Origin of the sequence: Metabacillus sp. Hm71 (genome assembly GCF_051842955.2) — a bacterium.
Lineage (GTDB): Bacteria > Bacillota > Bacilli > Bacillales > Bacillaceae > Metabacillus.
Map to the genome: position 1 here is coordinate 127,595 of NZ_CM200278.1, position 22,581 is coordinate 150,175.

General features: G+C 39.7%; 28 protein-coding genes. All 28 read left to right on the forward strand.

Going from position 1 to position 22,581, the window contains the following annotated elements; translation table 11 throughout:
- The first annotated feature begins 43 nt into the window (after positions 1-43).
- Positions 44-646 carry a class I SAM-dependent methyltransferase gene (locus tag ACSVDH_RS00675; protein ID WP_299092134.1) on the forward strand — a complete coding sequence of 201 codons (603 nt, stop codon included), beginning with the start codon at positions 44-46 and terminating at the stop codon, positions 644-646.
- A gap of 357 nt (positions 647-1,003) precedes the next feature.
- Complete coding sequence (gene rpoB / locus ACSVDH_RS00680; RefSeq protein ID WP_439253607.1) at positions 1,004-4,582, forward strand: DNA-directed RNA polymerase subunit beta; 3,579 nt, start codon at positions 1,004-1,006, stop codon at positions 4,580-4,582.
- A gap of 188 nt (positions 4,583-4,770) precedes the next feature.
- Positions 4,771-8,370, forward strand: a complete 3,600-nt coding sequence (gene rpoC, locus ACSVDH_RS00685; protein ID WP_439253609.1) for a DNA-directed RNA polymerase subunit beta' — start codon at positions 4,771-4,773, stop codon at positions 8,368-8,370.
- Between the two features lie 189 nt (positions 8,371-8,559).
- Positions 8,560-8,808 (forward strand): 50S ribosomal protein L7ae-like protein, encoded by a 249-nt coding sequence (locus ACSVDH_RS00690; RefSeq protein ID WP_439253610.1) that lies wholly within the window; start codon positions 8,560-8,562, stop codon positions 8,806-8,808.
- 106 nt (positions 8,809-8,914) lie between these two features.
- Entirely contained in the window at positions 8,915-9,337 is a 423-nt protein-coding gene (gene rpsL / locus ACSVDH_RS00695; protein WP_299092127.1) for a 30S ribosomal protein S12, read from the forward strand.
- 47 nt (positions 9,338-9,384) lie between these two features.
- Complete coding sequence (rpsG, locus tag ACSVDH_RS00700; RefSeq protein WP_299092125.1) at positions 9,385-9,855, forward strand: 30S ribosomal protein S7; 471 nt, start codon at positions 9,385-9,387, stop codon at positions 9,853-9,855.
- A 52-nt stretch (positions 9,856-9,907) separates the two neighbouring features.
- The gene (gene fusA, locus ACSVDH_RS00705) at positions 9,908-11,986 is read left to right on the forward strand and encodes an elongation factor G (protein ID WP_299092124.1); all 2,079 of its coding nucleotides are present in this window, start codon (positions 9,908-9,910) and stop codon (positions 11,984-11,986) included.
- Between the two features lie 114 nt (positions 11,987-12,100).
- A complete protein-coding gene (gene tuf, locus ACSVDH_RS00710) occupies positions 12,101-13,291 on the forward strand; it encodes an elongation factor Tu (RefSeq protein ID WP_299092123.1) in 1,191 nt (396 codons plus the stop codon).
- 568 nt (positions 13,292-13,859) lie between these two features.
- Positions 13,860-14,168, forward strand: a complete 309-nt coding sequence (gene rpsJ, locus ACSVDH_RS00715; RefSeq protein ID WP_066330427.1) for a 30S ribosomal protein S10 — start codon at positions 13,860-13,862, stop codon at positions 14,166-14,168.
- Between the two features lie 40 nt (positions 14,169-14,208).
- A complete protein-coding gene (gene rplC, locus ACSVDH_RS00720; RefSeq protein WP_299092120.1) occupies positions 14,209-14,838 on the forward strand; it encodes a 50S ribosomal protein L3 in 630 nt (209 codons plus the stop codon).
- Positions 14,839-14,865: 27 nt separating this feature from the next.
- Complete coding sequence (gene rplD, locus ACSVDH_RS00725) at positions 14,866-15,489, forward strand: 50S ribosomal protein L4 (RefSeq protein ID WP_439253611.1); 624 nt, start codon at positions 14,866-14,868, stop codon at positions 15,487-15,489.
- Complete coding sequence (gene rplW, locus ACSVDH_RS00730) at positions 15,489-15,776, forward strand: 50S ribosomal protein L23 (protein WP_299092118.1); 288 nt, start codon at positions 15,489-15,491, stop codon at positions 15,774-15,776. The genes rplD and rplW overlap by 1 nt, the downstream gene beginning before the upstream one ends.
- A gap of 28 nt (positions 15,777-15,804) precedes the next feature.
- A complete protein-coding gene (gene rplB / locus ACSVDH_RS00735) occupies positions 15,805-16,635 on the forward strand; it encodes a 50S ribosomal protein L2 (RefSeq protein ID WP_299092116.1) in 831 nt (276 codons plus the stop codon).
- Positions 16,636-16,692: 57 nt separating this feature from the next.
- Positions 16,693-16,971: a 30S ribosomal protein S19 gene (gene rpsS, locus ACSVDH_RS00740; protein ID WP_299092114.1), complete on the forward strand. Its 279-nt coding sequence runs from the start codon at positions 16,693-16,695 to the stop codon at positions 16,969-16,971.
- A gap of 18 nt (positions 16,972-16,989) precedes the next feature.
- The gene (rplV, locus tag ACSVDH_RS00745; protein WP_072581456.1) at positions 16,990-17,334 is read left to right on the forward strand and encodes a 50S ribosomal protein L22; all 345 of its coding nucleotides are present in this window, start codon (positions 16,990-16,992) and stop codon (positions 17,332-17,334) included.
- 3 nt (positions 17,335-17,337) lie between these two features.
- A complete protein-coding gene (rpsC, locus tag ACSVDH_RS00750; RefSeq protein WP_299092108.1) occupies positions 17,338-17,994 on the forward strand; it encodes a 30S ribosomal protein S3 in 657 nt (218 codons plus the stop codon).
- Between the two features lies 1 nt (position 17,995).
- Positions 17,996-18,430, forward strand: coding sequence for a 50S ribosomal protein L16 (gene rplP / locus ACSVDH_RS00755; protein WP_026561227.1), 435 nt, complete (start codon positions 17,996-17,998; stop codon positions 18,428-18,430).
- Positions 18,420-18,623 (forward strand): 50S ribosomal protein L29, encoded by a 204-nt coding sequence (gene rpmC, locus ACSVDH_RS00760; protein WP_299092104.1) that lies wholly within the window; start codon positions 18,420-18,422, stop codon positions 18,621-18,623. The genes rplP and rpmC overlap by 11 nt, the downstream gene beginning before the upstream one ends.
- Positions 18,624-18,643: 20 nt before the next feature.
- Positions 18,644-18,907, forward strand: a complete 264-nt coding sequence (gene rpsQ, locus ACSVDH_RS00765; protein WP_299092102.1) for a 30S ribosomal protein S17 — start codon at positions 18,644-18,646, stop codon at positions 18,905-18,907.
- 39 nt (positions 18,908-18,946) lie between these two features.
- A complete protein-coding gene (gene rplN, locus ACSVDH_RS00770) occupies positions 18,947-19,315 on the forward strand; it encodes a 50S ribosomal protein L14 (RefSeq protein ID WP_299092100.1) in 369 nt (122 codons plus the stop codon).
- A 36-nt stretch (positions 19,316-19,351) separates the two neighbouring features.
- Positions 19,352-19,663, forward strand: coding sequence for a 50S ribosomal protein L24 (gene rplX / locus ACSVDH_RS00775; RefSeq protein WP_299092098.1), 312 nt, complete (start codon positions 19,352-19,354; stop codon positions 19,661-19,663).
- Between the two features lie 25 nt (positions 19,664-19,688).
- On the forward strand, positions 19,689-20,228 hold the full coding sequence (gene rplE, locus ACSVDH_RS00780) for a 50S ribosomal protein L5 (protein ID WP_299092097.1): 540 nt from the start codon (positions 19,689-19,691) through the stop codon (positions 20,226-20,228).
- Between the two features lie 24 nt (positions 20,229-20,252).
- Positions 20,253-20,438 (forward strand): 30S ribosomal protein S14, encoded by a 186-nt coding sequence (gene rpsN / locus ACSVDH_RS00785; protein WP_010285078.1) that lies wholly within the window; start codon positions 20,253-20,255, stop codon positions 20,436-20,438.
- Positions 20,439-20,468: 30 nt separating this feature from the next.
- Complete coding sequence (gene rpsH, locus ACSVDH_RS00790; RefSeq protein WP_095301368.1) at positions 20,469-20,867, forward strand: 30S ribosomal protein S8; 399 nt, start codon at positions 20,469-20,471, stop codon at positions 20,865-20,867.
- Positions 20,868-20,896: 29 nt separating this feature from the next.
- Entirely contained in the window at positions 20,897-21,436 is a 540-nt protein-coding gene (gene rplF / locus ACSVDH_RS00795; protein ID WP_299092092.1) for a 50S ribosomal protein L6, read from the forward strand.
- Positions 21,437-21,469: 33 nt separating this feature from the next.
- Positions 21,470-21,832 (forward strand): 50S ribosomal protein L18, encoded by a 363-nt coding sequence (gene rplR / locus ACSVDH_RS00800; RefSeq protein ID WP_299092090.1) that lies wholly within the window; start codon positions 21,470-21,472, stop codon positions 21,830-21,832.
- A 23-nt stretch (positions 21,833-21,855) separates the two neighbouring features.
- Positions 21,856-22,356: a 30S ribosomal protein S5 gene (gene rpsE, locus ACSVDH_RS00805; protein WP_299092089.1), complete on the forward strand. Its 501-nt coding sequence runs from the start codon at positions 21,856-21,858 to the stop codon at positions 22,354-22,356.
- 13 nt (positions 22,357-22,369) lie between these two features.
- Positions 22,370-22,552, forward strand: coding sequence for a 50S ribosomal protein L30 (rpmD, locus tag ACSVDH_RS00810; protein WP_299092088.1), 183 nt, complete (start codon positions 22,370-22,372; stop codon positions 22,550-22,552).
- Positions 22,553-22,581 lie beyond the last annotated feature (29 nt).

Here is a 22,581-nt window from a genome sequence, read left to right on the forward strand (position 1 = left end):
TGTAAAATACAAACCCTAATCTTCTGAAAGAGGGGAAGCTTATATGAGTGAACATTATTATTCACAAAAGCCTAACGTGGAAAGCGATCGAAAAAAATGGGAATACACGTTAAAAGGACATCTCTTTACGTTTGAAAGTGACCGCGGGGTGTTTTCTAAAAATGAAGTAGATTTTGGTTCGCGCTTACTGATTGAAACCTTTGCGTGTCCTGATTTAGAGGGTGATGTTTTGGATGTAGGCTGCGGTTATGGGCCTGTCGGACTTTCGATTGCAAAACATTATGATCGACATGTAGATATGATTGATGTAAATGAACGAGCGATCGAACTAGCTATTGATAATGCTGCGCGAAATTCTATAACAAACGTGAATATATTCCAAAGTGATCTGTTTGAAAAAATAGATAAAGATCGTAAATATATTGCTATTTTAACGAATCCTCCGATAAGAGCAGGGAAAAAAGTTGTTCATTCTATTTTTGAAGAAAGCTCCCGGCACCTGGTAGATGGCGGTGAGTTATGGATTGTCATTCAAAAAAAGCAAGGAGCGCCTTCAGCGATTGATAAACTGAATGAGTTGTTTTCTGAGGTGGAAGTTGTTGAAAAGAAAAAAGGCTATTATATCATTAAAGCGAAAAAATGTTGACTCAAATTTTCTGTTGTGTTAACATTATAAAATGCCAATATATAATTTCCATAACTGTCTAATTTTTAGCAAATAAATGTATAAAAGTTAGATTTTTGGGGATACTTATAAAATCAATAGTACGATTCAAATTGTGGTTTTTCTAAGAAGAAACCCTTTTTATTTTTTGTTTTTTCCTTGCGTTTTGTACTTAAAAATTTCCTTTGTTTTTTCAGATTTTATAGGTTGTATATTAAGATATTGATTTTTAAGAGAATGATCTTATGTGAGTTCTCTTATTCGTCTGTCTAAAAAATTTAAGGTATACATAACAGTACAACGCAAGATCTATTACGCTAGATTTGAGGGGTGAATGAGTTGACAGGTCAACTAGTTCAGTATGGACGACACCGCCAACGCAGAAGTTATGCACGCATTAGTGAAGTGTTAGAATTACCAAATCTTATTGAAATTCAAACCTCTTCCTATCAGTGGTTTCTTGATGAGGGCTTGAGAGAAATGTTCCAAGATATTTCTCCTATTGAGGATTTCACTGGTAACCTCTCGCTAGAATTTATTGATTATAGCTTAGGAGACCCTAAGTACTCCGTTGAGGAATCAAAGGAGCGCGATGTTACCTATTCTGCGCCATTACGAGTGAAGGTGCGGTTGATTAACAAGGAAACTGGTGAAGTAAAGGATCAGGATGTCTTTATGGGAGATTTCCCTCTCATGACAGAGACAGGTACATTTGTCATTAACGGAGCAGAGCGCGTTATCGTGTCTCAGTTAGTCCGTTCACCAAGTGTATATTACAGCGGTAAAGTCGATAAAAATGGTAAAAAAGGCTTTACAGCAACAGTTATCCCAAACCGTGGAGCTTGGTTAGAGTACGAAACAGATGCGAAAGATGTTGTTTATGTACGTATTGATCGTACGCGTAAATTACCAGTAACGGTTTTATTACGTGCTCTTGGGTTTGGCTCTGATCAAGAAATCATCGACTTATTGGGTGAAAATGAGTACCTGCGTAATACTCTTGATAAAGATAATACGGAAAGTACTGAAAAAGCCTTGCTCGAAATCTATGAGCGTCTTCGCCCGGGTGAACCGCCAACAGTTGAAAATGCAAAGAGTTTATTAGACTCTAGATTTTTTGATCCTAAACGCTATGATTTGGCAAGTGTTGGTCGTTACAAGATTAATAAGAAGCTTCATATTAAGAATCGTCTTTTTAACCAACGACTAGCAGAAACATTAGTAGATCCTGAAACAGGCGAGATCATTGCTGAAAAAGGTGTAATGATTGATAGAAGAACATTAGACCGCATTCTTCCGAATCTTGAAAGTGGTGTTGGTTTTAAAACAGAACGCCCTTCTGGCGGAGTCATTGAAGAGGAAGTAACACTTCAATCGATAAAAATCTATGCTCCAAATGATCCTGAAGGCGAAAAGGTTATTAATGTAATAGGAAATGCTTATGTAGAAGAAGCTGTAAAAAATATTACAGTTGCTGATATTTTATCTTCAATCAGCTATTTCTTTAATCTGTTACATGGTGTAGGAGACACAGACGATATCGATCATCTAGGAAACCGTAGATTGCGTTCTGTTGGTGAGTTATTACAGAACCAATTTAGAATTGGTTTATCAAGAATGGAACGTGTTGTTCGCGAGAGAATGTCTATTCAGGATACGAATACGATCACTCCGCAACAATTAATCAATATTCGTCCTGTTATCGCTTCTATTAAAGAGTTCTTTGGAAGTTCACAATTATCTCAGTTCATGGATCAAACGAATCCGCTTGCTGAGTTAACTCATAAACGCCGTTTATCAGCACTTGGACCTGGTGGTTTAACTCGTGAACGCGCAGGCTTTGAGGTACGTGACGTTCACTATTCACACTATGGCCGTATGTGTCCGATTGAAACTCCAGAGGGTCCGAACATCGGTTTGATTAACTCATTATCTTCTTATGCGAAGGTAAATAGATTCGGCTTTATTGAAACACCATATCGCCGAGTTGATCCAGAAACTGGTAAGGTTACATCGCGTATTGATTATCTGACTGCTGACGAGGAAGATAATTACGTTGTCGCTCAAGCGAATGCAAGACTTGCTGATGATGGTTCATTTATCGATGCGGACATCGTTGCTCGTTTCCGTGGTGAAAACACGGTTGTAAACAGAGACCGTATTGATTATATGGATGTATCTCCTAAGCAGGTTGTATCTGCTGCAACTGCGTGCATACCTTTCTTGGAAAATGATGACTCTAACCGTGCCTTAATGGGTGCGAACATGCAGCGTCAAGCAGTACCATTAATGAATCCGGAAGCTCCAATCGTAGGTACAGGAATGGAGTATGTGTCTGGTAAAGACTCAGGTGCCGCAGTTATCTGTAAATATCCTGGTATCGTTGAGCGTGTAGAAGCGAAGAATGTTTGGGTTCGCCGCTACGAGGAAGTTAATGGACAAAAGGTAAAAGGTAATTTAGATAAATACAGCTTATTAAAATTCATCCGTTCAAACCAAGGAACTTGCTACAACCAACGCCCGATTGTACGCGAAGGTGATGAAGTTGTTAAAGGCGAAATTTTAGCGGATGGTCCATCAATGGAAAAAGGTGAACTTGCGTTAGGTAGAAACGTAATGGTTGCCTTCATGACATGGGATGGTTACAACTATGAAGATGCGATTATCATGAGTGAAAGACTTGTAAAAGATGATGTTTATACGTCTATTCATATTGAAGAATATGAGTCTGAATCTCGTGATACGAAACTTGGACCTGAAGAAATTACACGTGACATCCCGAACGTCGGTGAAGATGCGTTAAGAAACTTAGATGAACGCGGAATTATCCGAATTGGTGCGGAAGTAAAAGACGGAGACCTTCTTGTAGGTAAAGTAACGCCTAAAGGGGTAACAGAACTAACTGCAGAAGAACGTCTCTTACATGCAATCTTTGGAGAAAAAGCGCGTGAAGTTCGTGATACATCATTACGTGTACCACATGGTGGAGAAGGAATTATCCTTGATGTAAAAGTATTTAATCGTGAAGATGGCGATGAATTACCACCAGGTGTTAACCAATTAGTGCGTGTTTATATCGTTCAGAAACGTAAAATCTCTGAAGGAGATAAAATGGCTGGACGACATGGTAACAAGGGTGTTATCTCACGTATTCTTCCAGAGGAAGATATGCCATACTTACCTGATGGCACACCAGTGGACATCATGTTAAACCCGCTTGGTGTACCTTCACGTATGAATATCGGTCAGGTATTGGAGCTTCACTTAGGAATGGCTGCAAGAAAACTAGGAATCCATGTTGCTTCACCTGTATTTGACGGTGCGAGGGAAGAAGATGTATGGAATACACTAGAAGAAGCAGGTATGGCTCGTGACGCTAAAACCGTCTTATACGATGGCCGTACAGGTGAACCATTCGATAACCGTGTATCAGTTGGGATCATGTACATGATCAAGCTTGCTCACATGGTTGATGATAAGCTGCATGCACGTTCTACTGGTCCATACTCACTTGTTACACAACAGCCGCTTGGCGGTAAAGCGCAATTTGGCGGTCAGCGTTTTGGAGAGATGGAGGTTTGGGCACTTGAAGCATACGGTGCTGCCTATACGCTTCAAGAAATCCTGACTGTTAAATCAGATGATGTTGTCGGCCGTGTGAAAACATACGAAGCGATCGTTAAAGGTGAAAATGTTCCAGAACCAGGTGTTCCAGAATCATTTAAAGTTTTAATTAAAGAGCTTCAAAGTTTAGGTATGGATGTCAAAATGCTTTCAAGTGATGAGCAAGAGATCGAAATGAGAGACCTTGATGATGAAGATGATACACAACAAGCAGATGGTCTTTCCATTAATGATCAAATAGATACAGAAGTTGAAGCTGTTGAGTTAGAAAAAGACACAGTGGCAAAAGAGTAGTAAGGAAAACACAAGTGACAGTGCTAAAGCCTCAGACTAGACGAGTGTGGTTAAGATCGTTAAAATACTGAACTCGACTGTACGCACTTTGCGGTCTGGGGCTGAAAGGCGCATTTACTCAGATAAACATATTCTTTCTTGTTTTTAAAAAAGGGTAGAACCTGAAGACGAAAAGGGAGGTAGGCCCCTTGTTAGATGTAAATAATTTTGAATATATGAGCATCGGTTTAGCTTCACCAGACAAAATCCGCTCATGGTCTTTTGGTGAGGTTAAGAAGCCTGAAACAATTAACTATCGTACATTAAAACCTGAAAAAGACGGCCTGTTCTGTGAACGTATTTTTGGTCCGACCAAGGACTGGGAATGTCATTGTGGTAAATACAAAAGAGTGCGTTATAAAGGTGTCGTTTGTGATCGTTGTGGCGTAGAAGTCACTCGCGCAAAAGTACGTCGTGAGAGAATGGGGCATATCGAATTAGCTGCACCTGTCTCACACATTTGGTATTTCAAAGGAATCCCTAGCCGTATGGGCTTAGTTTTAGATATGTCTCCTCGTGCGTTAGAAGAGGTGATCTATTTTGCTTCTTATGTAACAACAGATACAGGAGATACCCCATTAGAAAAGAAACAGCTTTTATCTGAAAAGGAATATCGTGCATATCGCGAAAAATACGGAAATACGTTCCAAGCATCCATGGGTGCTGAAGCGATTAAAAAGCTCTTATCAGATATTGATTTAGATAAAGAGGTTGACGCTTTAAAAGAAGAATTAAAAACAGCTCAAGGACAACGCAGAACACGTGCTATTAAACGTTTAGAAGTTCTTGAAGCATTCCGTAACTCTGGAAATGATCCATCATGGATGATTCTTGACGTACTGCCTGTTATACCGCCTGAGCTTCGTCCAATGGTACAGCTTGACGGTGGACGTTTTGCAACATCTGACCTAAACGACTTGTATAGACGTGTAATTAATCGTAACAACCGTCTAAAACGTTTATTAGATTTAGGTGCACCTAGCATCATTGTTCAAAACGAAAAACGTATGCTTCAAGAAGCTGTTGATGCGTTGATCGATAATGGACGCCGCGGACGACCAGTAACTGGACCGGGTAACCGCCCATTAAAATCCCTTTCCCATATGTTAAAAGGGAAGCAAGGACGTTTCCGTCAAAACCTATTAGGTAAACGTGTTGACTACTCAGGCCGTTCTGTTATCGTAGTAGGTCCAAACCTGAAAATGTATCAATGCGGTCTACCAAAGGAAATGGCCTTAGAATTATTTAAGCCTTTTGTTATGAAAGAGCTTGTTGAAAAAGGGTTAGCTCATAACATTAAAAGTGCAAAGCGTAAAATCGAACGCGTTCAGCCTGAAGTATGGGATGTTCTAGAATCGGTTATTAAAGAACACCCAGTATTGCTTAACCGTGCCCCAACTCTTCATAGACTAGGAATTCAAGCTTTTGAACCTACTCTAGTGGAAGGTCGCGCCATCCGTTTGCACCCGCTAGTATGTACAGCGTATAATGCAGACTTTGACGGTGACCAAATGGCGGTACACGTACCGTTATCAGCGGAAGCACAAGCGGAAGCACGTATTTTAATGCTTGCAGCTCAAAATATCCTTAACCCTAAGGATGGTAAACCAGTTGTTACTCCATCTCAAGACATGGTTTTAGGAAACTATTATTTAACATTGGAGCGTGCGGGAGCAATCGGTGAAGGTATGATCTTTAAAGATACAAACGAAGCGCTTCTTGCATATCAAAATGGTTATGTACATCTACATACACGTATAGCTGTAAATGCAAGAGCGTTAAACAATCAAACTTTCACTGAGGAAGAAAACAAAAAGCTCCTTATCACGACTGTTGGTAAGTTGATCTTCAATGAAATTTTGCCGGAATCATTCCCATACATGAATGAACCGACAAAAACAAACATTGAGGAAAGAACACCTGAAAAGTATTTTGTTGATACAAATGTCAATGTGAAAGAGCATATTGCTGCACAAGAAGAAATAGCACCATTCAAAAAAGGTATTCTTGGAAAGATCATTGCGGAGATTTTCAAGAAATTCCATATTACTGAAACATCAAAAATGCTCGATCGCCTTAAAAATCTTGGCTTTAGATACTCAACAAAAGCAGGTATTACTGTAGGTGTATCTGACATTATCGTATTAAAAGAAAAACAAGAGATTATCGGCGAAGCACAAACTAAAGTTGATAATGTTTTAAAACAATTCAGAAGAGGTTTAATTACCGAAGACGAGCGTTATGAGCGCGTTATTTCGATTTGGAGTGCGGCAAAGGATACAATTCAAGGAAAATTAATGGCATCCCTTGATAAACGCAACCCAATCTTTATGATGAGTGACTCTGGTGCCCGTGGTAACGCATCTAACTTTACACAGCTTGCTGGTATGCGTGGACTAATGGCCAACCCGGCTGGACGTATTATCGAATTACCAATTAAATCAAGTTTCCGTGAAGGTTTAACAGTATTAGAGTACTTCATTTCAACACATGGTGCTCGTAAAGGTCTTGCTGATACGGCCTTAAAAACAGCTGACTCTGGTTATTTAACACGCCGACTTGTTGATGTGGCACAGGATGTTATCATTCGTGATGATGACTGTGGAACAGATCGAGGCATCCGTGCTGAGGCAATCAAAGAAGGTACAGAAGTCATTGAAAAATTAGATGAACGTTTAATCGGCCGCTATTGCCGCAAAGCAGTTAAGCATCCTGAAACAGGCAAAGTGATCGTAGATGAAAATGAATTAATTACTGAAGATATTGCCGTTGAGATTATTGAAGCTGGTATTGAGGCAGTTTGGATTCGTTCCGCGTTTACATGTAACACTAGACATGGTGTATGTAAAAAATGTTATGGACGAAATCTTGCAACTGGAAGCGAAGTTGAAGTGGGTGAAGCAGTCGGAATTATCGCTGCTCAATCAATCGGTGAGCCTGGTACCCAGTTAACAATGCGTACCTTCCATACAGGAGGGGTTGCCGGAGATGATATCACTCAAGGTTTGCCTCGTATTCAAGAGCTATTTGAAGCGAGAAATCCTAAAGGTCAGGCACTTATCTCAGAAATCGATGGTGTTGTAGCTGAAATTAACGAAGTTCGTGATAAACAGCAGGAAATTGTGATTCAAGGTGAAGTTGAAACAAGATCCTATACGGCTCCATATAATGCACGTTTAAAAGTGACTCAAGGTGATAAAATCGAGAGCGGCCAAGTATTAACAGAAGGTTCTATTGATCCGAAAGAATTGTTAAAAGTGAAGGACCTTCAAGCTGTACAACAATACTTATTACGCGAAGTTCAAAAAGTATACCGTATGCAAGGGGTAGAAATTGGTGATAAGCACGTAGAGGTTATGGTTCGTCAAATGCTTCGCAAGGTAAGAGTAATGGATGCTGGAGATACCGATGTTTTACCAGGAACACTGCTTGATGTTCATCAATTTACTGATGCAAACAAACAAGTGTTGCTTGAGGGTAAACGCCCTGCAACAGGAAGACCGGTATTACTCGGAATTACAAAAGCATCACTTGAAACAGATTCCTTCTTATCTGCAGCATCATTCCAAGAAACAACTCGTGTTCTAACTGATGCAGCAATTAAAGGTAAACGAGATGAATTATTGGGTCTGAAAGAAAATGTTATTATTGGTAAGTTAGTACCTGCTGGTACTGGTATGCCAAGATATCGTCAGGCAGAACCAATTTCAAAGGTTAACCAAACAGAAGAAGTAGTTACAATCGACTAATAATAAGTTCAATCAGGGGGGTTCTCCCCTCTGGTTATTTATTTGTTATCAAGAATTACTTCGTTACAAATATTGGTTAGAGATAGATGTATAAAGTTTTTTGTAATGGATATTGACATCCATCCTTTCCAGTGATAATATATTCAAGGTGCGCGGGTTAAAACCTGTTACTTTGGAGGATATTCGGATATGTCTTATGAAAAAGTATCACAGGCACAAAAAATAATTGTTGGTACGAAGCAATCAGTTAAAGCTCTACAAAATCATGAAGTTAAAGAGATCGTAATTGCTGATGATGCTGATCCTCGAATTATCCAAAAGATTATTCAGGCATCAGAGCAACAGAAAGTTCCTTTAACAAAAGTGCCATCTATGAAAAAGCTGGGTAAAGCTTGTGGAATAGAGGTTGGAGCTGCTGCTGTAGCTATAATCCAGTAAAAACTGTTTTTGCGATATGATAAGTCATTTTGCAGAAACTTTGTTTTTGCCCAAATATGAACCACCTGGATGTGTGGTATTAAACAGTGAGGGGAGGAAAACGATAATGCCTACTATTAACCAATTAGTTCGTAAAGGCCGTGTGAGCAAGATTGAGAAATCAAAATCACCTGCTTTAAACAAAGGCTACAATAGCTTCAAAAAAGAGCAAACGAATGTATCATCACCACAAAAACGCGGTGTTTGTACTCGTGTAGGTACGATGACGCCGAAGAAACCAAACTCAGCGCTTCGTAAATATGCTCGTGTTCGTTTAACAAACGGAATTGAAGTAACAGCTTATATTCCTGGTATCGGTCACAATCTACAAGAGCACAGTGTTGTTCTAATCCGTGGAGGACGTGTTAAAGACTTACCGGGGGTACGTTACCACATCGTGCGTGGAGCACTTGATACAGCTGGTGTTGATGGCCGTATGCAAGGCCGTTCTAAATACGGTACAAAACGTCCAAAAGCTCCAAAAAAATAATCAAAAAACAATTAAAATAAAATCAACAAATGAAGGGAGGACATAACATGCCACGTAAAGGTCCTGTAGCAAAAAGAGATGTATTACCAGATCCACTTTACAATTCAAAGCTTGTTACACGTTTAGTAAACAGAATTATGATCGACGGAAAAAGAGGTAAAGCACAATCTGTACTTTACAATGCGTTTGATCTAATCAAAGAACGTACTGGCAACGATCCGATGGAAGTGTTTGAACAAGCACTTAAAAACATCATGCCAGTACTTGAAGTTAAAGCTCGCCGTGTTGGTGGTGCTAACTACCAAGTACCTGTAGAAGTACGTCCTGATCGTCGTACTACTTTAGGTCTTCGTTGGTTAGTAAACTACGCACGTCTTCGTGGAGAAAAAACGATGGAAGAGCGTTTAGCTAACGAAATTCTTGACGCTGCTAACAACACTGGTGCAGCTGTTAAGAAACGTGAAGATACTCACAAAATGGCTGAAGCAAATAAAGCATTTGCACACTATCGTTGGTAATCAATACAATTTAATTATACTAAAATTCCCATGAGGAAGGAGAAATTACTAAATGGCAAGAGAGTTCTCCTTAGAAAACACTCGTAATATCGGTATCATGGCACACATTGATGCCGGTAAAACTACGACAACTGAGCGTGTTCTTTATTACACTGGTCGTATTCATAAGATTGGTGAAACTCACGAAGGTGCATCACAGATGGACTGGATGGAGCAAGAGCAAGAGCGCGGTATTACGATTACATCTGCTGCAACAACTGCACAATGGAAAGGTCATCGTGTAAACATCATTGATACACCAGGACACGTAGACTTCACTGTTGAAGTTGAACGTTCTTTACGTGTACTTGATGGTGCTGTTGCAGTTCTTGATGCGCAATCAGGTGTTGAGCCACAAACAGAAACAGTTTGGCGTCAAGCTACAACTTATGGAGTACCACGTGTTGTGTTCGTAAACAAAATGGACAAAATCGGCGCGGACTTCTTATATTCTGTTAAAACTCTTCACGACCGTCTTCAAGCGAATGCTCACCCAATTCAATTACCAATTGGTGCTGAGGATCAATTTGAAGGAATTATTGACTTAGTAGAAATGAATGCAACATTCTACGGTAATGACTTAGGAACTGATATCCAAGTGAAAGAAATTCCTGAGGAATACCAAGATCAAGCAAATGAATACCGTGAAAGTTTAGTAGAAGCAGTAGCTGAACTTGATGAAGAATTAATGGAAAAGTACCTTGGCGGTGAAGAAATCACAAACGAAGAGCTAAGAGCAGCTATTCGTAAAGGTACAGTAAACGTTGAATTCTATCCAGTTATTTGTGGATCTGCCTTCAAAAACAAAGGTGTTCAAAAAATGCTAGATGCTGTTATTGATTATCTTCCATCTCCATTGGATGTACCTGCAATCAAAGGTACTGTTCCTGATACAGATGAAGAAGTAACTCGCGAATCTAGCGATGAGGGCCCATTCGCTGCTTTAGCATTTAAAGTAATGACTGATCCTTACGTTGGTAAATTAACATTCTTCCGTGTTTACTCTGGTACATTGAGTTCTGGATCATACGTTCAAAACTCAACAAAAGGTAAACGTGAGCGTGTTGGTCGTATCCTGCAAATGCACGCAAACAGCCGTGAAGAAATTTCACAAGTTTATGCTGGTGATATCGCAGCTGCTGTAGGTTTGAAAGATACGACAACTGGTGATACTCTATGTGATGACAAAAACCTTGTAATCCTTGAGTCTATGGAATTCCCAGAGCCAGTTATTCAGCTTTCAGTTGAACCAAAATCAAAAGCAGACCAAGATAAAATGACAACTGCTTTACAAAAGCTTCAAGAAGAAGATCCTACATTCAGAGCTCATACTGATCCAGAAACTGGTCAAACAATTATTGCAGGTATGGGTGAACTTCACTTAGATATTCTTGTAGATCGTATGAAACGCGAATTCAAAGTTGAAGCAAATGTTGGTGCTCCTCAAGTTGCTTACCGTGAAACATTCCGTTCAGGTGCAAAAGTTGAAGGTAAATTTGCACGTCAATCAGGTGGCCGCGGACAATTCGGACACGTTTGGATCGAGTTCGAACCAAATGAAGAAGGTAAAGGCTTTGAGTTTGAAAATAAAATCGTTGGTGGAGTAGTACCTCGTGAATATGTACCTGCAGTTCAAGCTGGTCTTGAAGATGCAATGCAAAACGGTGTACTAGCTGGATATCCATTAGTTGATGTAAAAGCTGCATTAGTAGATGGTTCTTACCACGATGTTGACTCAAGTGAAATGGCATTTAAAGTAGCTGCTTCATTAGCTCTTAAAAATGCGGTATCAAAATGTAATCCAGTTATTCTAGAACCTGTTATGAAAGTTGAAGTTGTTGTTCCAGAAGAATACATGGGTGATATCATGGGCCAAGTAACAGCTCGTCGTGGACGTGTTGAAGGTATGGAAGCTCGTGGTAATGCACAAGTTGTTCGTGCAATGATTCCACTTTCTGAAATGTTCGGTTATGCTACTGCATTACGTTCAAGCACTCAAGGTCGCGGTGTGTTTACAATGCACTTTGACCATTATGAAGAAGTGCCAAAATCAGTATCTGAAGAAATTATCAAAAAAAATAAAGGTGAGTAATTGATTTTTACCCCTTTAATGAAGTATAACTACTTATGTGAGAACAGAGAGTGATGTTATCACTTTCTGTTACATATATCCTAAAATAATAAAACTCTAAGGAGGATTTTTAGAATGGCTAAAGAAAAATTCGACCGTTCCAAAACGCATGCTAATATCGGTACAATTGGTCACGTTGACCATGGTAAAACTACATTAACAGCTGCTATCACTACTGTTCTTGCTAAACGCAGTGGTAAAGGTGCGGCTATGGCTTACGATCAAATCGACGCTGCTCCAGAAGAGCGCGAGCGTGGAATCACAATCTCAACTGCACACGTTGAGTATGAAACTGAAACTCGTCACTATGCACACGTTGACTGCCCAGGACACGCTGACTATGTTAAAAACATGATCACTGGTGCTGCTCAAATGGATGGCGGTATCCTAGTTGTATCTGCAGCTGACGGCCCAATGCCTCAAACTCGTGAGCACATCCTTTTATCTCGTCAAGTAGGTGTTCCATACCTAGTTGTATTCTTAAACAAATGTGACATGGTTGATGACGAAGAGTTATTAGAACTAGTTGAAATGGAAGTTCGTGACCTTCTTTCTGAATATGAATTCCCTGGTGATGATGTACCAGTAATCAAAGGTTCTGCTCTTAAAGCTCTTGAAGGAGATGCTGAGTGGGAAGAAAAAATCGTTGAACTTATGAATGCTGTTGATGAGTACATCCCAACTCCAGAACGTGACACTGACAAACCATTCATGATGCCTGTTGAGGACGTATTCTCAATCACTGGTCGTGGAACAGTTGCTACTGGTCGTGTTGAGCGTGGACAAGTTAAAGTTGGTGACGTAATCGACATCATCGGTTTAACTGAAGAGCCAAAATCAACTACTGTAACAGGTGTTGAAATGTTCCGTAAACTTCTTGATTATGCTGAAGCTGGAGATAACATCGGTGCACTTCTTCGTGGGGTTTCTCGTGATGAAGTACAACGTGGACAAGTACTTGCTAAACCAGGTACAATCACTCCACACACTAAATTTAAAGCAGAAGTTTACGTTTTATCAAAAGAAGAAGGTGGACGTCACACTCCATTCTTCTCTAACTACCGTCCTCAGTTCTACTTCCGTACAACTGACGTAACTGGTATCTGCCAACTTCCTGAAGGCGTAGAAATGGTTATGCCTGGGGATAACGTTGAAATGTCTGTTGAACTTATCGCTCCAATCGCGATTGAAGAAGGAACTAAGTTCTCAATCCGTGAAGGTGGACGTACTGTAGGCGCAGGCGTTGTTGCTTCTATCCAAGAATAATCTTTCTATATAATAGAAGATATAAAAAAGGCGAGCATTCATTGCTCGTCTTTTTCTATACAATAAAGTTTTTAAAAATTTAAGAAAACTTTTTGTACTTAGTTTTAGTGTCTAGCTCCAGCGCCTAGCCCCTCTAGGGTCTAGACGATTTAGAATTGAAGGCAAAGAACGCTTTCTATTCTAAATCGTCTTATTTGCCCTAGGCTGATCAAGGCGCTTGCGCTTTTTTTCTATAAGAGACAAAGATCATATGATTTTACAAAGCAGATGAGTTTGATATTATTTTTTCAAGACAAACTACGTGATTAGAAAATTAAACCACTGCGGACAATCTTGATATTCATATTCAATCTATGTATAATAGTGAAAGTGCGCAAGATTACTAGCGATATTTTTAAATATATCTTGCATCTGTCACGATTTTTTTATATAATAGACAATGTTGGTCTTTGACTGCGATGAAGCAGGAGGTTGCCGATACACACGGCCGCTTTGCCATGGCGTGTGTAGGGAAAATTCTTGCGGAGAAAATGTCTATTTTGAAAATAGGCGAAAAGGAGGGAAAATAATGGCAAAACAAAAGATTCGTATTCGTTTAAAAGCTTATGATCATAGAATTCTTGATCAATCTGCTGAGAAAATTGTAGAAACTGCAAAACGTTCTGGTGCAAATGTATCTGGTCCGATTCCATTACCAACTGAAAGATCAGTATACACAATCCTTCGTGCGGTTCATAAGTATAAAGATTCTCGTGAGCAGTTCGAAATGCGTACTCATAAGCGTTTAATTGATATCATCAACCCAACACCACAAACAGTTGATGCATTAATGCGTTTAGATTTACCATCTGGTGTTGACATTGAAATCAAACTTTAATCATTAAAATAAATATTGAAACTAATAGGAGGTGTGACTCATGACCAAAGGAATCTTAGGAAGAAAAATTGGTATGACGCAAGTATTTGCAGAAAACGGTGATTTAATTCCGGTAACTGTAATCGAAGCTACTCCAAACGTTGTTCTTCAAAAGAAAACTGTTGAAACAGACGGTTATACAGCTGTTCAATTAGGATTTGAAGACAAACGTGAGAAGTTATCTAACAAACCAGAAAAAGGTCACGTTGCAAAAGCTAATACTGCACCTAAGCGCTTCGTTAAAGAACTTCGTGAAGCTAGCTTAGAGCAATACGAAGTTGGTCAAGAAGTCAAAGTTGATATTTTTGCTGCTGGTGAAACAGTAGATGTAACAGGAATTTCTAAAGGGAAAGGTTTCCAAGGCTCAATCAAACGCCACGGACAATCTCGCGGACCTATGTCTCACGGTTCTCGTTACCATCGTCGCCCTGGTTCAATGGGACCTGTAGCGCCAAACCGTGTATTCAAAAACAAACTTTTACCTGGTCGTATGGGTGGAGAACGTATTACTGTTCAAAACTTAGAAATTGTTAAAGTAGATGCAGAACGCAATCTATTATTAATTAAAGGTAACGTTCCAGGACCTAAAAAAGCACTTATCACTGTGAAAAGCGCAGTTAAATCTAAATAATTTCTTTAGGAAAGGAGGAATTGGATAATGCCGAAAGTAGCATTATTAAACCAATCTGGATCTAACGTTGGAGAGATCGAACTAAATGATTCTGTATTTGGTATCGAACCTAATCAGCACGTATTATTTGAAGCGGTTATCATGCAAAGAGCTTCCTTACGTCAAGGAACTCACAAAGTAAAAAATCGTTCAGAAGTTGCAGGCGGAGGTCGCAAACCTTGGCGTCAAAAGGGTACAGGACGTGCTCGTCAAGGATCTATCCGTTCGCCACAATGGCGCGGTGGTGGTATCGTATTTGGACCAACTCCACGTTCTTATGCATATAAATTACCTAAAAAAGTTCGCCGTTTAGCAATCAAATCAGCTTTATCATCTAAAGTAGTTGACAACAACATCGTTGTTTTAGAGGACTTAGCGTTAAACGCTCCAAAAACAAAAGAAATGACTGCAGTACTTAAAGGTCTTTCTGTTGATAAAAAAGCGTTGATCGTTACAGCAGACAGCAATGAAAATGTTGCATTATCAGCTCGTAACATCCCTGGTGTAACAGTTGTTACAGCAGACGGAGTAAACGTACTTGATGTACTTAACCATGAAAAGCTAATCATGACGAAAGCTGCGGTGCAAAAAGTAGAGGAGGTGCTTGCATAATGAAAGATCCTCGTGATATTATTAAGCGCCCCGTAATCACTGAACGTTCAACAGATCTAATGACTGAGAAAAAATATACGTTTGAAGTTGATGTTAAGGCTAATAAAACTGAAGTGAAGGATGCAATCGAAGCAATCTTTGACGTAAAAGTTGAAAAAGTAAACATCATGAACTATAAAGGTAAATTCAAACGTGTTGGCCGTTATGGCGGATACACAAACCGTCGTCGTAAAGCGATTATTAAGCTTACTGAAGATAGCAACACAATCGAATTGTTCGAAGTATAATTTTTAATAGAAAAGGAGGGATATCGATATGGCGATTAAAAAGTATAAACCAACCACAAACGGTCGTCGTAACATGACAGTTTCTGATTTTGCTGAAATTACGACAGATCAACCGGAAAAGTCGTTACTTGCACCACTTCATAAGAAGGGTGGACGTAATAACCAAGGTAAATTAACAGTTCGTCACCAAGGGGGCGGACACAAACGCCAATATCGTGTGATCGATTTTAAACGCGACAAAGATGGTATACCAGGACGCGTTGCTACAATCGAGTACGATCCAAATCGTTCTGCAAACATCGCACTTATCAACTATGTTGATGGTGAGAAAAGATATATTCTTGCTCCGAAAAACCTTACTGTAGGATTAGAAATCATGTCTGGTCCTGAAGCAGATATTAAAGTAGGTAATGCTCTGCCATTACAAAACATTCCTGTTGGTACTGTGGTACACAACATCGAATTAAAACCTGGTAAAGGCGGACAATTAGTTCGTTCAGCAGGAACATCTGCTCAAGTATTAGGTAAAGAAGGAAAATATGTATTAGTACGTTTAAACTCTGGTGAAGTTCGTATGATTCTTGCAACTTGCCGTGCAACTGTAGGTCAAGTTGGTAATGAGCAACATGAACTTATCAACATCGGTAAAGCAGGTCGTTCTCGCTGGTTAGGCAAACGCCCAACTGTTCGTGGATCTGTTATGAACCCTAATGACCATCCACACGGTGGTGGTGAAGGTCGCGCTCCTATCGGACGTAAATCACCAATGTCACCATGGGGTAAACCAACTCTTGGTGCTAAAACTCGTAAGAAGAAAAACAAATCAGATAAGTTTATCGTGCGTCGTCGTAAAAAATAACGTGGTTGAACTACGGTTCAATCGAACCGTAGCACGATCGCGAAGGGAGGTACAATCATGGGCCGTAGCTTGAAAAAAGGACCATTCGTGGATGAACATTTAATGAGCAAGGTTGAAAAGTTAAATGAAACTGACAAGAAGCAAGTAATTAAAACTTGGTCACGTCGTTCTACAATTTTCCCGCAATTCATTGGTCACACTATTGCTGTTTATGATGGACGTAAACATGTTCCTGTATATGTAACTGAGGACATGGTAGGTCACAAACTTGGTGAGTTTGCACCTACACGTACGTACAAAGGTCATGCAAGTGATGACAAAAAAACAAGACGTTAATGAGAGGAGGCATTTTACATGCAACAATCTAAAGCTGTCGCAAGAACAGTTCGCATTGCTCCTCGTAAAGCTCGTTTAGTTCTAGATCTTATTCGAGGTAAGCAAGTGGGCGAAGCAGTAGCGATTTTAAATCACACGCCAAAGGCTGCTTCTCCAATCATCGAGAAAGTTTTAAAATCTGCAGTGGCAAACGCTGAACATAACTATGAAATGGACATCAATAGCTTAGTTGTTTCTGAAGCTTATGCAAATGAAGGTCCAACTCTTAAACGTTTCCGTCCACGTGCTATGGGTCGTGCAAGTGCTATTAACAAACGCACAAGCCACATCACAATCATTTTAACAGAAAAGAAGGAGGGATAATCCGTGGGTCAAAAGGTAAATCCAGTCGGTCTTCGTATTGGAGTTATTCGTGATTGGGAGTCAAAATGGTTCGCTGGTAAAGACTACTCAACTCTTTTACATGAAGATATTAAAATTCGTGAATACATTACTAAGCGTCTTAACGATGCATCTGTTTCTAAAATTGAGATCGAGCGTGCTGCTAACCGTGTAAACATCACTATCCACACTGCTAAACCAGGTATGGTTATTGGTAAAGGTGGTACGGAAGTTGAAGCATTGCGTAAAGCACTTAACCAATTAACTGGCAAACGTGTACACATCAACATTTTAGAAATCAAAAAAGCTGATTTAGATGCTAAATTAGTTGCTGAAAATATCGCGCGTCAATTAGAAAACCGTATTTCTTTCCGTCGTGCTCAAAAACAAACAATTCAACGTGCTATGCGCGCTGGTGCTCAAGGTATCAAAACTCAAGTTTCAGGCCGTTTAGGCGGAGCAGATATCGCACGTGCTGAGCATTACAGTGAAGGGACAGTTCCACTACACACACTTCGTGCTGATATCGATTATGGAACAGCTGAAGCTGATACAACTTACGGTAAATTAGGCGTAAAAGTTTGGATCTATCGTGGAGAGGTTCTTCCTACTAAGAAGAAAACTGAGGAAGGAGGAAAATAATATGTTATTGCCAAAACGCGTTAAATACCGCAGAGAACATCGTGGGAAAATGCGTGGTCGTGCGAAAGGCGGTACTGAAGTACATTTCGGTGAATTCGGTATCCAAGCTCTAGAAGCTTCATGGATCACTAACCGTCAAATTGAAGCAGCACGTATCGCGATGACACGTTATATGAAACGTGGCGGTAAAGTTTGGATCAAAATCTTCCCTTCTAAGCCTTATACAGCTAAGCCTCTAGAGGTACGTATGGGATCTGGTAAAGGTGCTCCAGAAGGTTGGGTAGCAGTTGTTAAACCTGGAAAAGTAATGTTCGAAATTTCTGGTGTTTCTGAAGAGGTAGCACGTGAAGCTTTACGTTTAGCTTCTCACAAATTACCGATCAAAACGAAATTCGTAAAACGTGAAGAAATTGGTGGTGAATCTAATGAAAGCTAATGAAATTCGTGACCTTACCACTGCTGAAATAGAACAAAAAGTAAAGTCTCTTAAAGAAGAGTTATTTAACCTTCGCTTTCAATTAGCGACAGGACAATTGGAAAATACTGCTCGCATCCGTGAAGTTCGTAAATCGATCGCTCGCATGAAAACTGTTATTCGTGAAAGAGAGCTCGCTGCTACAAACCGTTAATAAGAGAGGAGGTTTACTGAATGAGTGAACGCAACCAACGCAAAGTATATACTGGCCGTGTTGTTTCTGACAAAATGGATAAGACAATTACTGTTCTTGTTGAAACATATAAAACACACCCGTTATACGGCAAACGAGTTAAATACTCTAAGAAATTCAAAGCACATGATGAAAACAACCAAGCTAAAACTGGTGACATCGTAAGAATAATGGAAACTCGTCCATTATCGGCTACTAAACGTTTCCGCTTAGTTGAAATCGTTGAGGAAGCTATTATCATTTAATATTGTTCGGATAGTTAATTCCGAAGGGAGGTAACATAAGTGATCCAACAAGAATCTCGTTTAAAAGTTGCTGACAACTCTGGTGCTCGTGAAGTACTAACAATCAAAGTATTAGGTGGTTCTGGACGTAAAACTGCTAATATCGGTGATGTTATTGTTTGTACGGTAAAACAAGCAACACCAGGTGGCGTTGTCAAAAAAGGTGATGTTGTAAAAGCTGTAATCGTTCGTACGAAAAGCGGCTCACGTCGTTCAGACGGTTCTTACATCAAGTTTGACGAAAATGCATGTGTTATCATCCGTGATGACAAAAGCCCACGCGGTACACGTATTTTCGGACCTGTTGCACGTGAATTACGTGAAAACAACTTCATGAAAATCGTTTCTTTAGCTCCGGAAGTTCTATAATAAATCTGATTGCCTTACTAAGGAGGTGCAACTAGCATGCATGTTAAAAAAGGTGACAAAGTAATGGTTATCTCTGGTAAGGATAAAGGTAAACAAGGCGTAGTACTTGCTTCTTATCCTAAAAAAGATCGTGTACTTGTTGAAGGTGTAAATGTTGTGAAAAAACACTCTAAACCTTCTCAAGCTAATCCACAAGGTGGAATCATCAATCAAGAAGCACCTATCCATGTATCAAATGTTATGCCGCTTGATCCTAAATCAGGTGAACCAACTCGTGTTGGTTATAAAGTGGTTGACGGTAAAAAGGTACGTGTTGCAAAAAAATCTGGTGAAACTTTAGATAAATAGTAAATAAAGAAGGGAGGTATATTTCATGAACCGCCTTAAAGAAAAATATCAAAAAGAAATTACACCTGCATTAATGAGCAAGTTTTCATATAAATCAGTAATGCAAGCTCCAAAAATTGAAAAAATCGTAATCAACATGGGTGTTGGTGACGCTGTATCAAATTCAAAAGCATTAGATGTTGCTGTTGATGAATTAGCGCAAATCACTGGTCAAAAACCAGTTGTAACGAAAGCAAAAAAATCAATCGCAGGCTTCCGCTTACGTGAAGGTATGCCTATCGGTGCAAAAGTTACACTACGCGGTGAGCGTATGTACCAATTCTTAGATAAGTTAATCTCTGTATCACTACCACGTGTACGTGACTTCCGTGGGGTTTCAAAAAAATCATTTGACGGTCGCGGTAACTACACTTTAGGTGTGAAAGAGCAATTAATCTTCCCTGAGATTGATTATGATAAAGTAAACAAAGTTCGTGGTATGGATATCGTTATCGTAACTACTGCGAATACTGACGAAGAAGCTCGCGAACTATTAACACAGTTCGGTATGCCGTTTCAAAAATAATCGCTAGTAAAGGGAGGCGAAATTGTGGCTAAAAAATCAATGATTGCTAAGCAAAAGCGCACGCAAAAATTTAAAGTACAAGAGTACACACGCTGCGAACGTTGCGGTCGTCCACACTCAGTACTACGCAAATTTAAGCTTTGCCGTATTTGTTTCCGTGAACTTGCTTACAAAGGTCAAATTCCAGGCGTGAAAAAAGCTAGCTGGTAATACCGTAAAACGGAAGGAGGTTATTTAGTAATGGTTATGACAGATCCTATTGCAGATATGCTTACTCGCATTCGTAATGCGAACATGGTACGTCACGAAAAGCTTGAGTTCCCTGCATCTAAAATCAAAAAGGAAATCGCAGAAATCCTTAAGCGTGAAGGTTTCGTACGTGATGTAGAATATGTAGAAGATAACAAACAAGGCATTATTCGTATTTTCTTAAAATACGGTTCAAACAATGAGCGTGTAATCACTGGTTTGAAAAGAATCAGCAAACCTGGTTTACGTGTTTATGCTAAAGCTGATGAAGTACCACGTGTACTTAACGGATTAGGTATTGCAATTGTTTCTACTTCTCAAGGTGTTTTAACTGACAAAGAAGCTCGTGCAAAACAAACTGGTGGAGAAGTATTAGCATACGTTTGGTAATAAGCTTAAAATGAATGGAGGTGCAATGAATGTCTCGTATTGGTAAGAAACCACTTGAAATCCCTGCTGGTGTTACAGTTACTGTCGCTGAAGATAACACTGTAACAGTTAAAGGACCAAAAGGTGAGTTAACTCGCACATTCAACCCTGATATTAAAATCACAATTGAAGACAACGTTTTAACTGTAAGCCGTCCATCTGACGCAAAAGAACACCGTGCCCTTCACGGTACAACTCGCAGTCTCCTTGGAAACATGGTGGAAGGCGTATCAAAAGGATTTGAAAGAGGATTGGAGCTAATCGGTGTCGGATACCGTGCTTCTAAATCTGGTAATAAATTAGTTCTTAATGTTGGTTACTCTCACCCTGTTGAGATCACACCTGAACAAGGTATTGAAATTGAGGTTCCATCTCAAACTAAGGTTCTTGTTAAAGGTACTGATAAAGAGCGTGTAGGTGCTATTGCAGCTAACATTCGTGACGTTCGTCCACCAGAGCCTTACAAAGGTAAAGGTATTCGCTACGAAGGCGAACATGTACGTCGTAAAGAAGGTAAAACTGCGAAGTAATATTGCCTAGATGATAAGAAAGGAGTGACCTAAATGATTACTAAGGCTGATAAAAATGCTGTACGTAAAAAAAGACATGCACGTGTTCGTGCTAAGTTATCTGGTACTCAGGCTCGTCCACGTCTAAACGTATATCGTTCAAACCAACACATTTATGCACAAGTAATTGATGATACTAATGCTGTTACTTTAGTGAGTGCATCTACTTTAGATAAAGATTTTGATCTTGATTCAAAAAGCAATGTTGAAGCTGCTCAAAAGGTTGGCGAATTAGTTGCAAAACGTGCTATTGAAAAAGGTGTTAAATCTGTCGTATTCGATCGCGGCGGATACTTATATCATGGTCGTATTAAAGCTCTAGCTGATGCAGCACGCGAAGCTGGACTAGAATTTTAATCGCAAAAGGAGGGACATAAAGAATGCGTCGTATTGATCCAAACAAATTAGAGCTTGAAGAACGCGTAGTTACCGTTAACCGCGTAGCGAAAGTTGTTAAAGGTGGTCGTCGTTTCCGTTTCGCAGCACTTGTAGTTGTTGGTGATAAGAACGGTCACGTAGGTTTCGGTACTGGTAAAGCACAAGAGGTGCCAGATGCGATTCGTAAAGCAATTGAAGATGCAAAGAAAAACCTAATCGAAGTACCTATGGTAGGTACTACAATTCCTCACCAAGTTATCGGTCAATTTGGAGCAGGAAACATCTTACTAAAACCAGCATCTGAAGGTACTGGAGTTATCGCTGGAGGACCTGTTCGTGCGGTACTAGAATTAGCAGGTGTAGCTGATATTCTTTCTAAATCTTTAGGTTCTAACACTCCAATTAACATGATCCGTGCTACAATTTCTGGATTGAAAGAACTTAAGAGTGCTGAAGATGTTGCTAAGTTACGTGGAAAAACGGTAGAAGAACTGTTAGGATAAGGAGGGAACTAAAATGGCGAATAAGTTAGAAATTACCCTCACTCGCAGTGTAATTGGTCGTCCTGAAGACCAACGTATTACTGTAAGAACACTTGGACTTAAAAAGTTACACCAAACTGTAGTTCAAGAAGATAATCCTGCGATTCGCGGTATGATTAATAAAGTTGCACACTTAGTTACAGTTAAAGAACAATAATTGAAATAAAAATCTATAAGGAGGTGTCC

Coding starts and splice junctions, on each gene's coding strand:
- rpsJ (WP_066330427.1), top strand. CDS start 13,860: ATGGCAAAACAAAAGATTCGTATTCGTTTAAAAGCTTATGATCATAGA.
- rpsH (WP_095301368.1), top strand. CDS start 20,469: ATGGTTATGACAGATCCTATTGCAGATATGCTTACTCGCATTCGTAAT.
- fusA (WP_299092124.1), top strand. CDS start 9,908: ATGGCAAGAGAGTTCTCCTTAGAAAACACTCGTAATATCGGTATCATG.
- rplP (WP_026561227.1), top strand. CDS start 17,996: ATGTTATTGCCAAAACGCGTTAAATACCGCAGAGAACATCGTGGGAAA.
- rplF (WP_299092092.1), top strand. CDS start 20,897: ATGTCTCGTATTGGTAAGAAACCACTTGAAATCCCTGCTGGTGTTACA.
- rpsS (WP_299092114.1), top strand. CDS start 16,693: ATGGGCCGTAGCTTGAAAAAAGGACCATTCGTGGATGAACATTTAATG.
- tuf (WP_299092123.1), top strand. CDS start 12,101: ATGGCTAAAGAAAAATTCGACCGTTCCAAAACGCATGCTAATATCGGT.
- rplX (WP_299092098.1), top strand. CDS start 19,352: ATGCATGTTAAAAAAGGTGACAAAGTAATGGTTATCTCTGGTAAGGAT.
- rpmD (WP_299092088.1), top strand. CDS start 22,370: ATGGCGAATAAGTTAGAAATTACCCTCACTCGCAGTGTAATTGGTCGT.
- rplC (WP_299092120.1), top strand. CDS start 14,209: ATGACCAAAGGAATCTTAGGAAGAAAAATTGGTATGACGCAAGTATTT.
- rpsL (WP_299092127.1), top strand. CDS start 8,915: ATGCCTACTATTAACCAATTAGTTCGTAAAGGCCGTGTGAGCAAGATT.
- ACSVDH_RS00675 (WP_299092134.1), top strand. CDS start 44: ATGAGTGAACATTATTATTCACAAAAGCCTAACGTGGAAAGCGATCGA.
- rpsE (WP_299092089.1), top strand. CDS start 21,856: ATGCGTCGTATTGATCCAAACAAATTAGAGCTTGAAGAACGCGTAGTT.
- rpsG (WP_299092125.1), top strand. CDS start 9,385: ATGCCACGTAAAGGTCCTGTAGCAAAAAGAGATGTATTACCAGATCCA.
- rplE (WP_299092097.1), top strand. CDS start 19,689: ATGAACCGCCTTAAAGAAAAATATCAAAAAGAAATTACACCTGCATTA.
- rpsQ (WP_299092102.1), top strand. CDS start 18,644: ATGAGTGAACGCAACCAACGCAAAGTATATACTGGCCGTGTTGTTTCT.
- rplD (WP_439253611.1), top strand. CDS start 14,866: ATGCCGAAAGTAGCATTATTAAACCAATCTGGATCTAACGTTGGAGAG.
- rplW (WP_299092118.1), top strand. CDS start 15,489: ATGAAAGATCCTCGTGATATTATTAAGCGCCCCGTAATCACTGAACGT.
- rplV (WP_072581456.1), top strand. CDS start 16,990: ATGCAACAATCTAAAGCTGTCGCAAGAACAGTTCGCATTGCTCCTCGT.
- ACSVDH_RS00690 (WP_439253610.1), top strand. CDS start 8,560: ATGTCTTATGAAAAAGTATCACAGGCACAAAAAATAATTGTTGGTACG.
- rplR (WP_299092090.1), top strand. CDS start 21,470: ATGATTACTAAGGCTGATAAAAATGCTGTACGTAAAAAAAGACATGCA.
- rplB (WP_299092116.1), top strand. CDS start 15,805: ATGGCGATTAAAAAGTATAAACCAACCACAAACGGTCGTCGTAACATG.
- rpmC (WP_299092104.1), top strand. CDS start 18,420: ATGAAAGCTAATGAAATTCGTGACCTTACCACTGCTGAAATAGAACAA.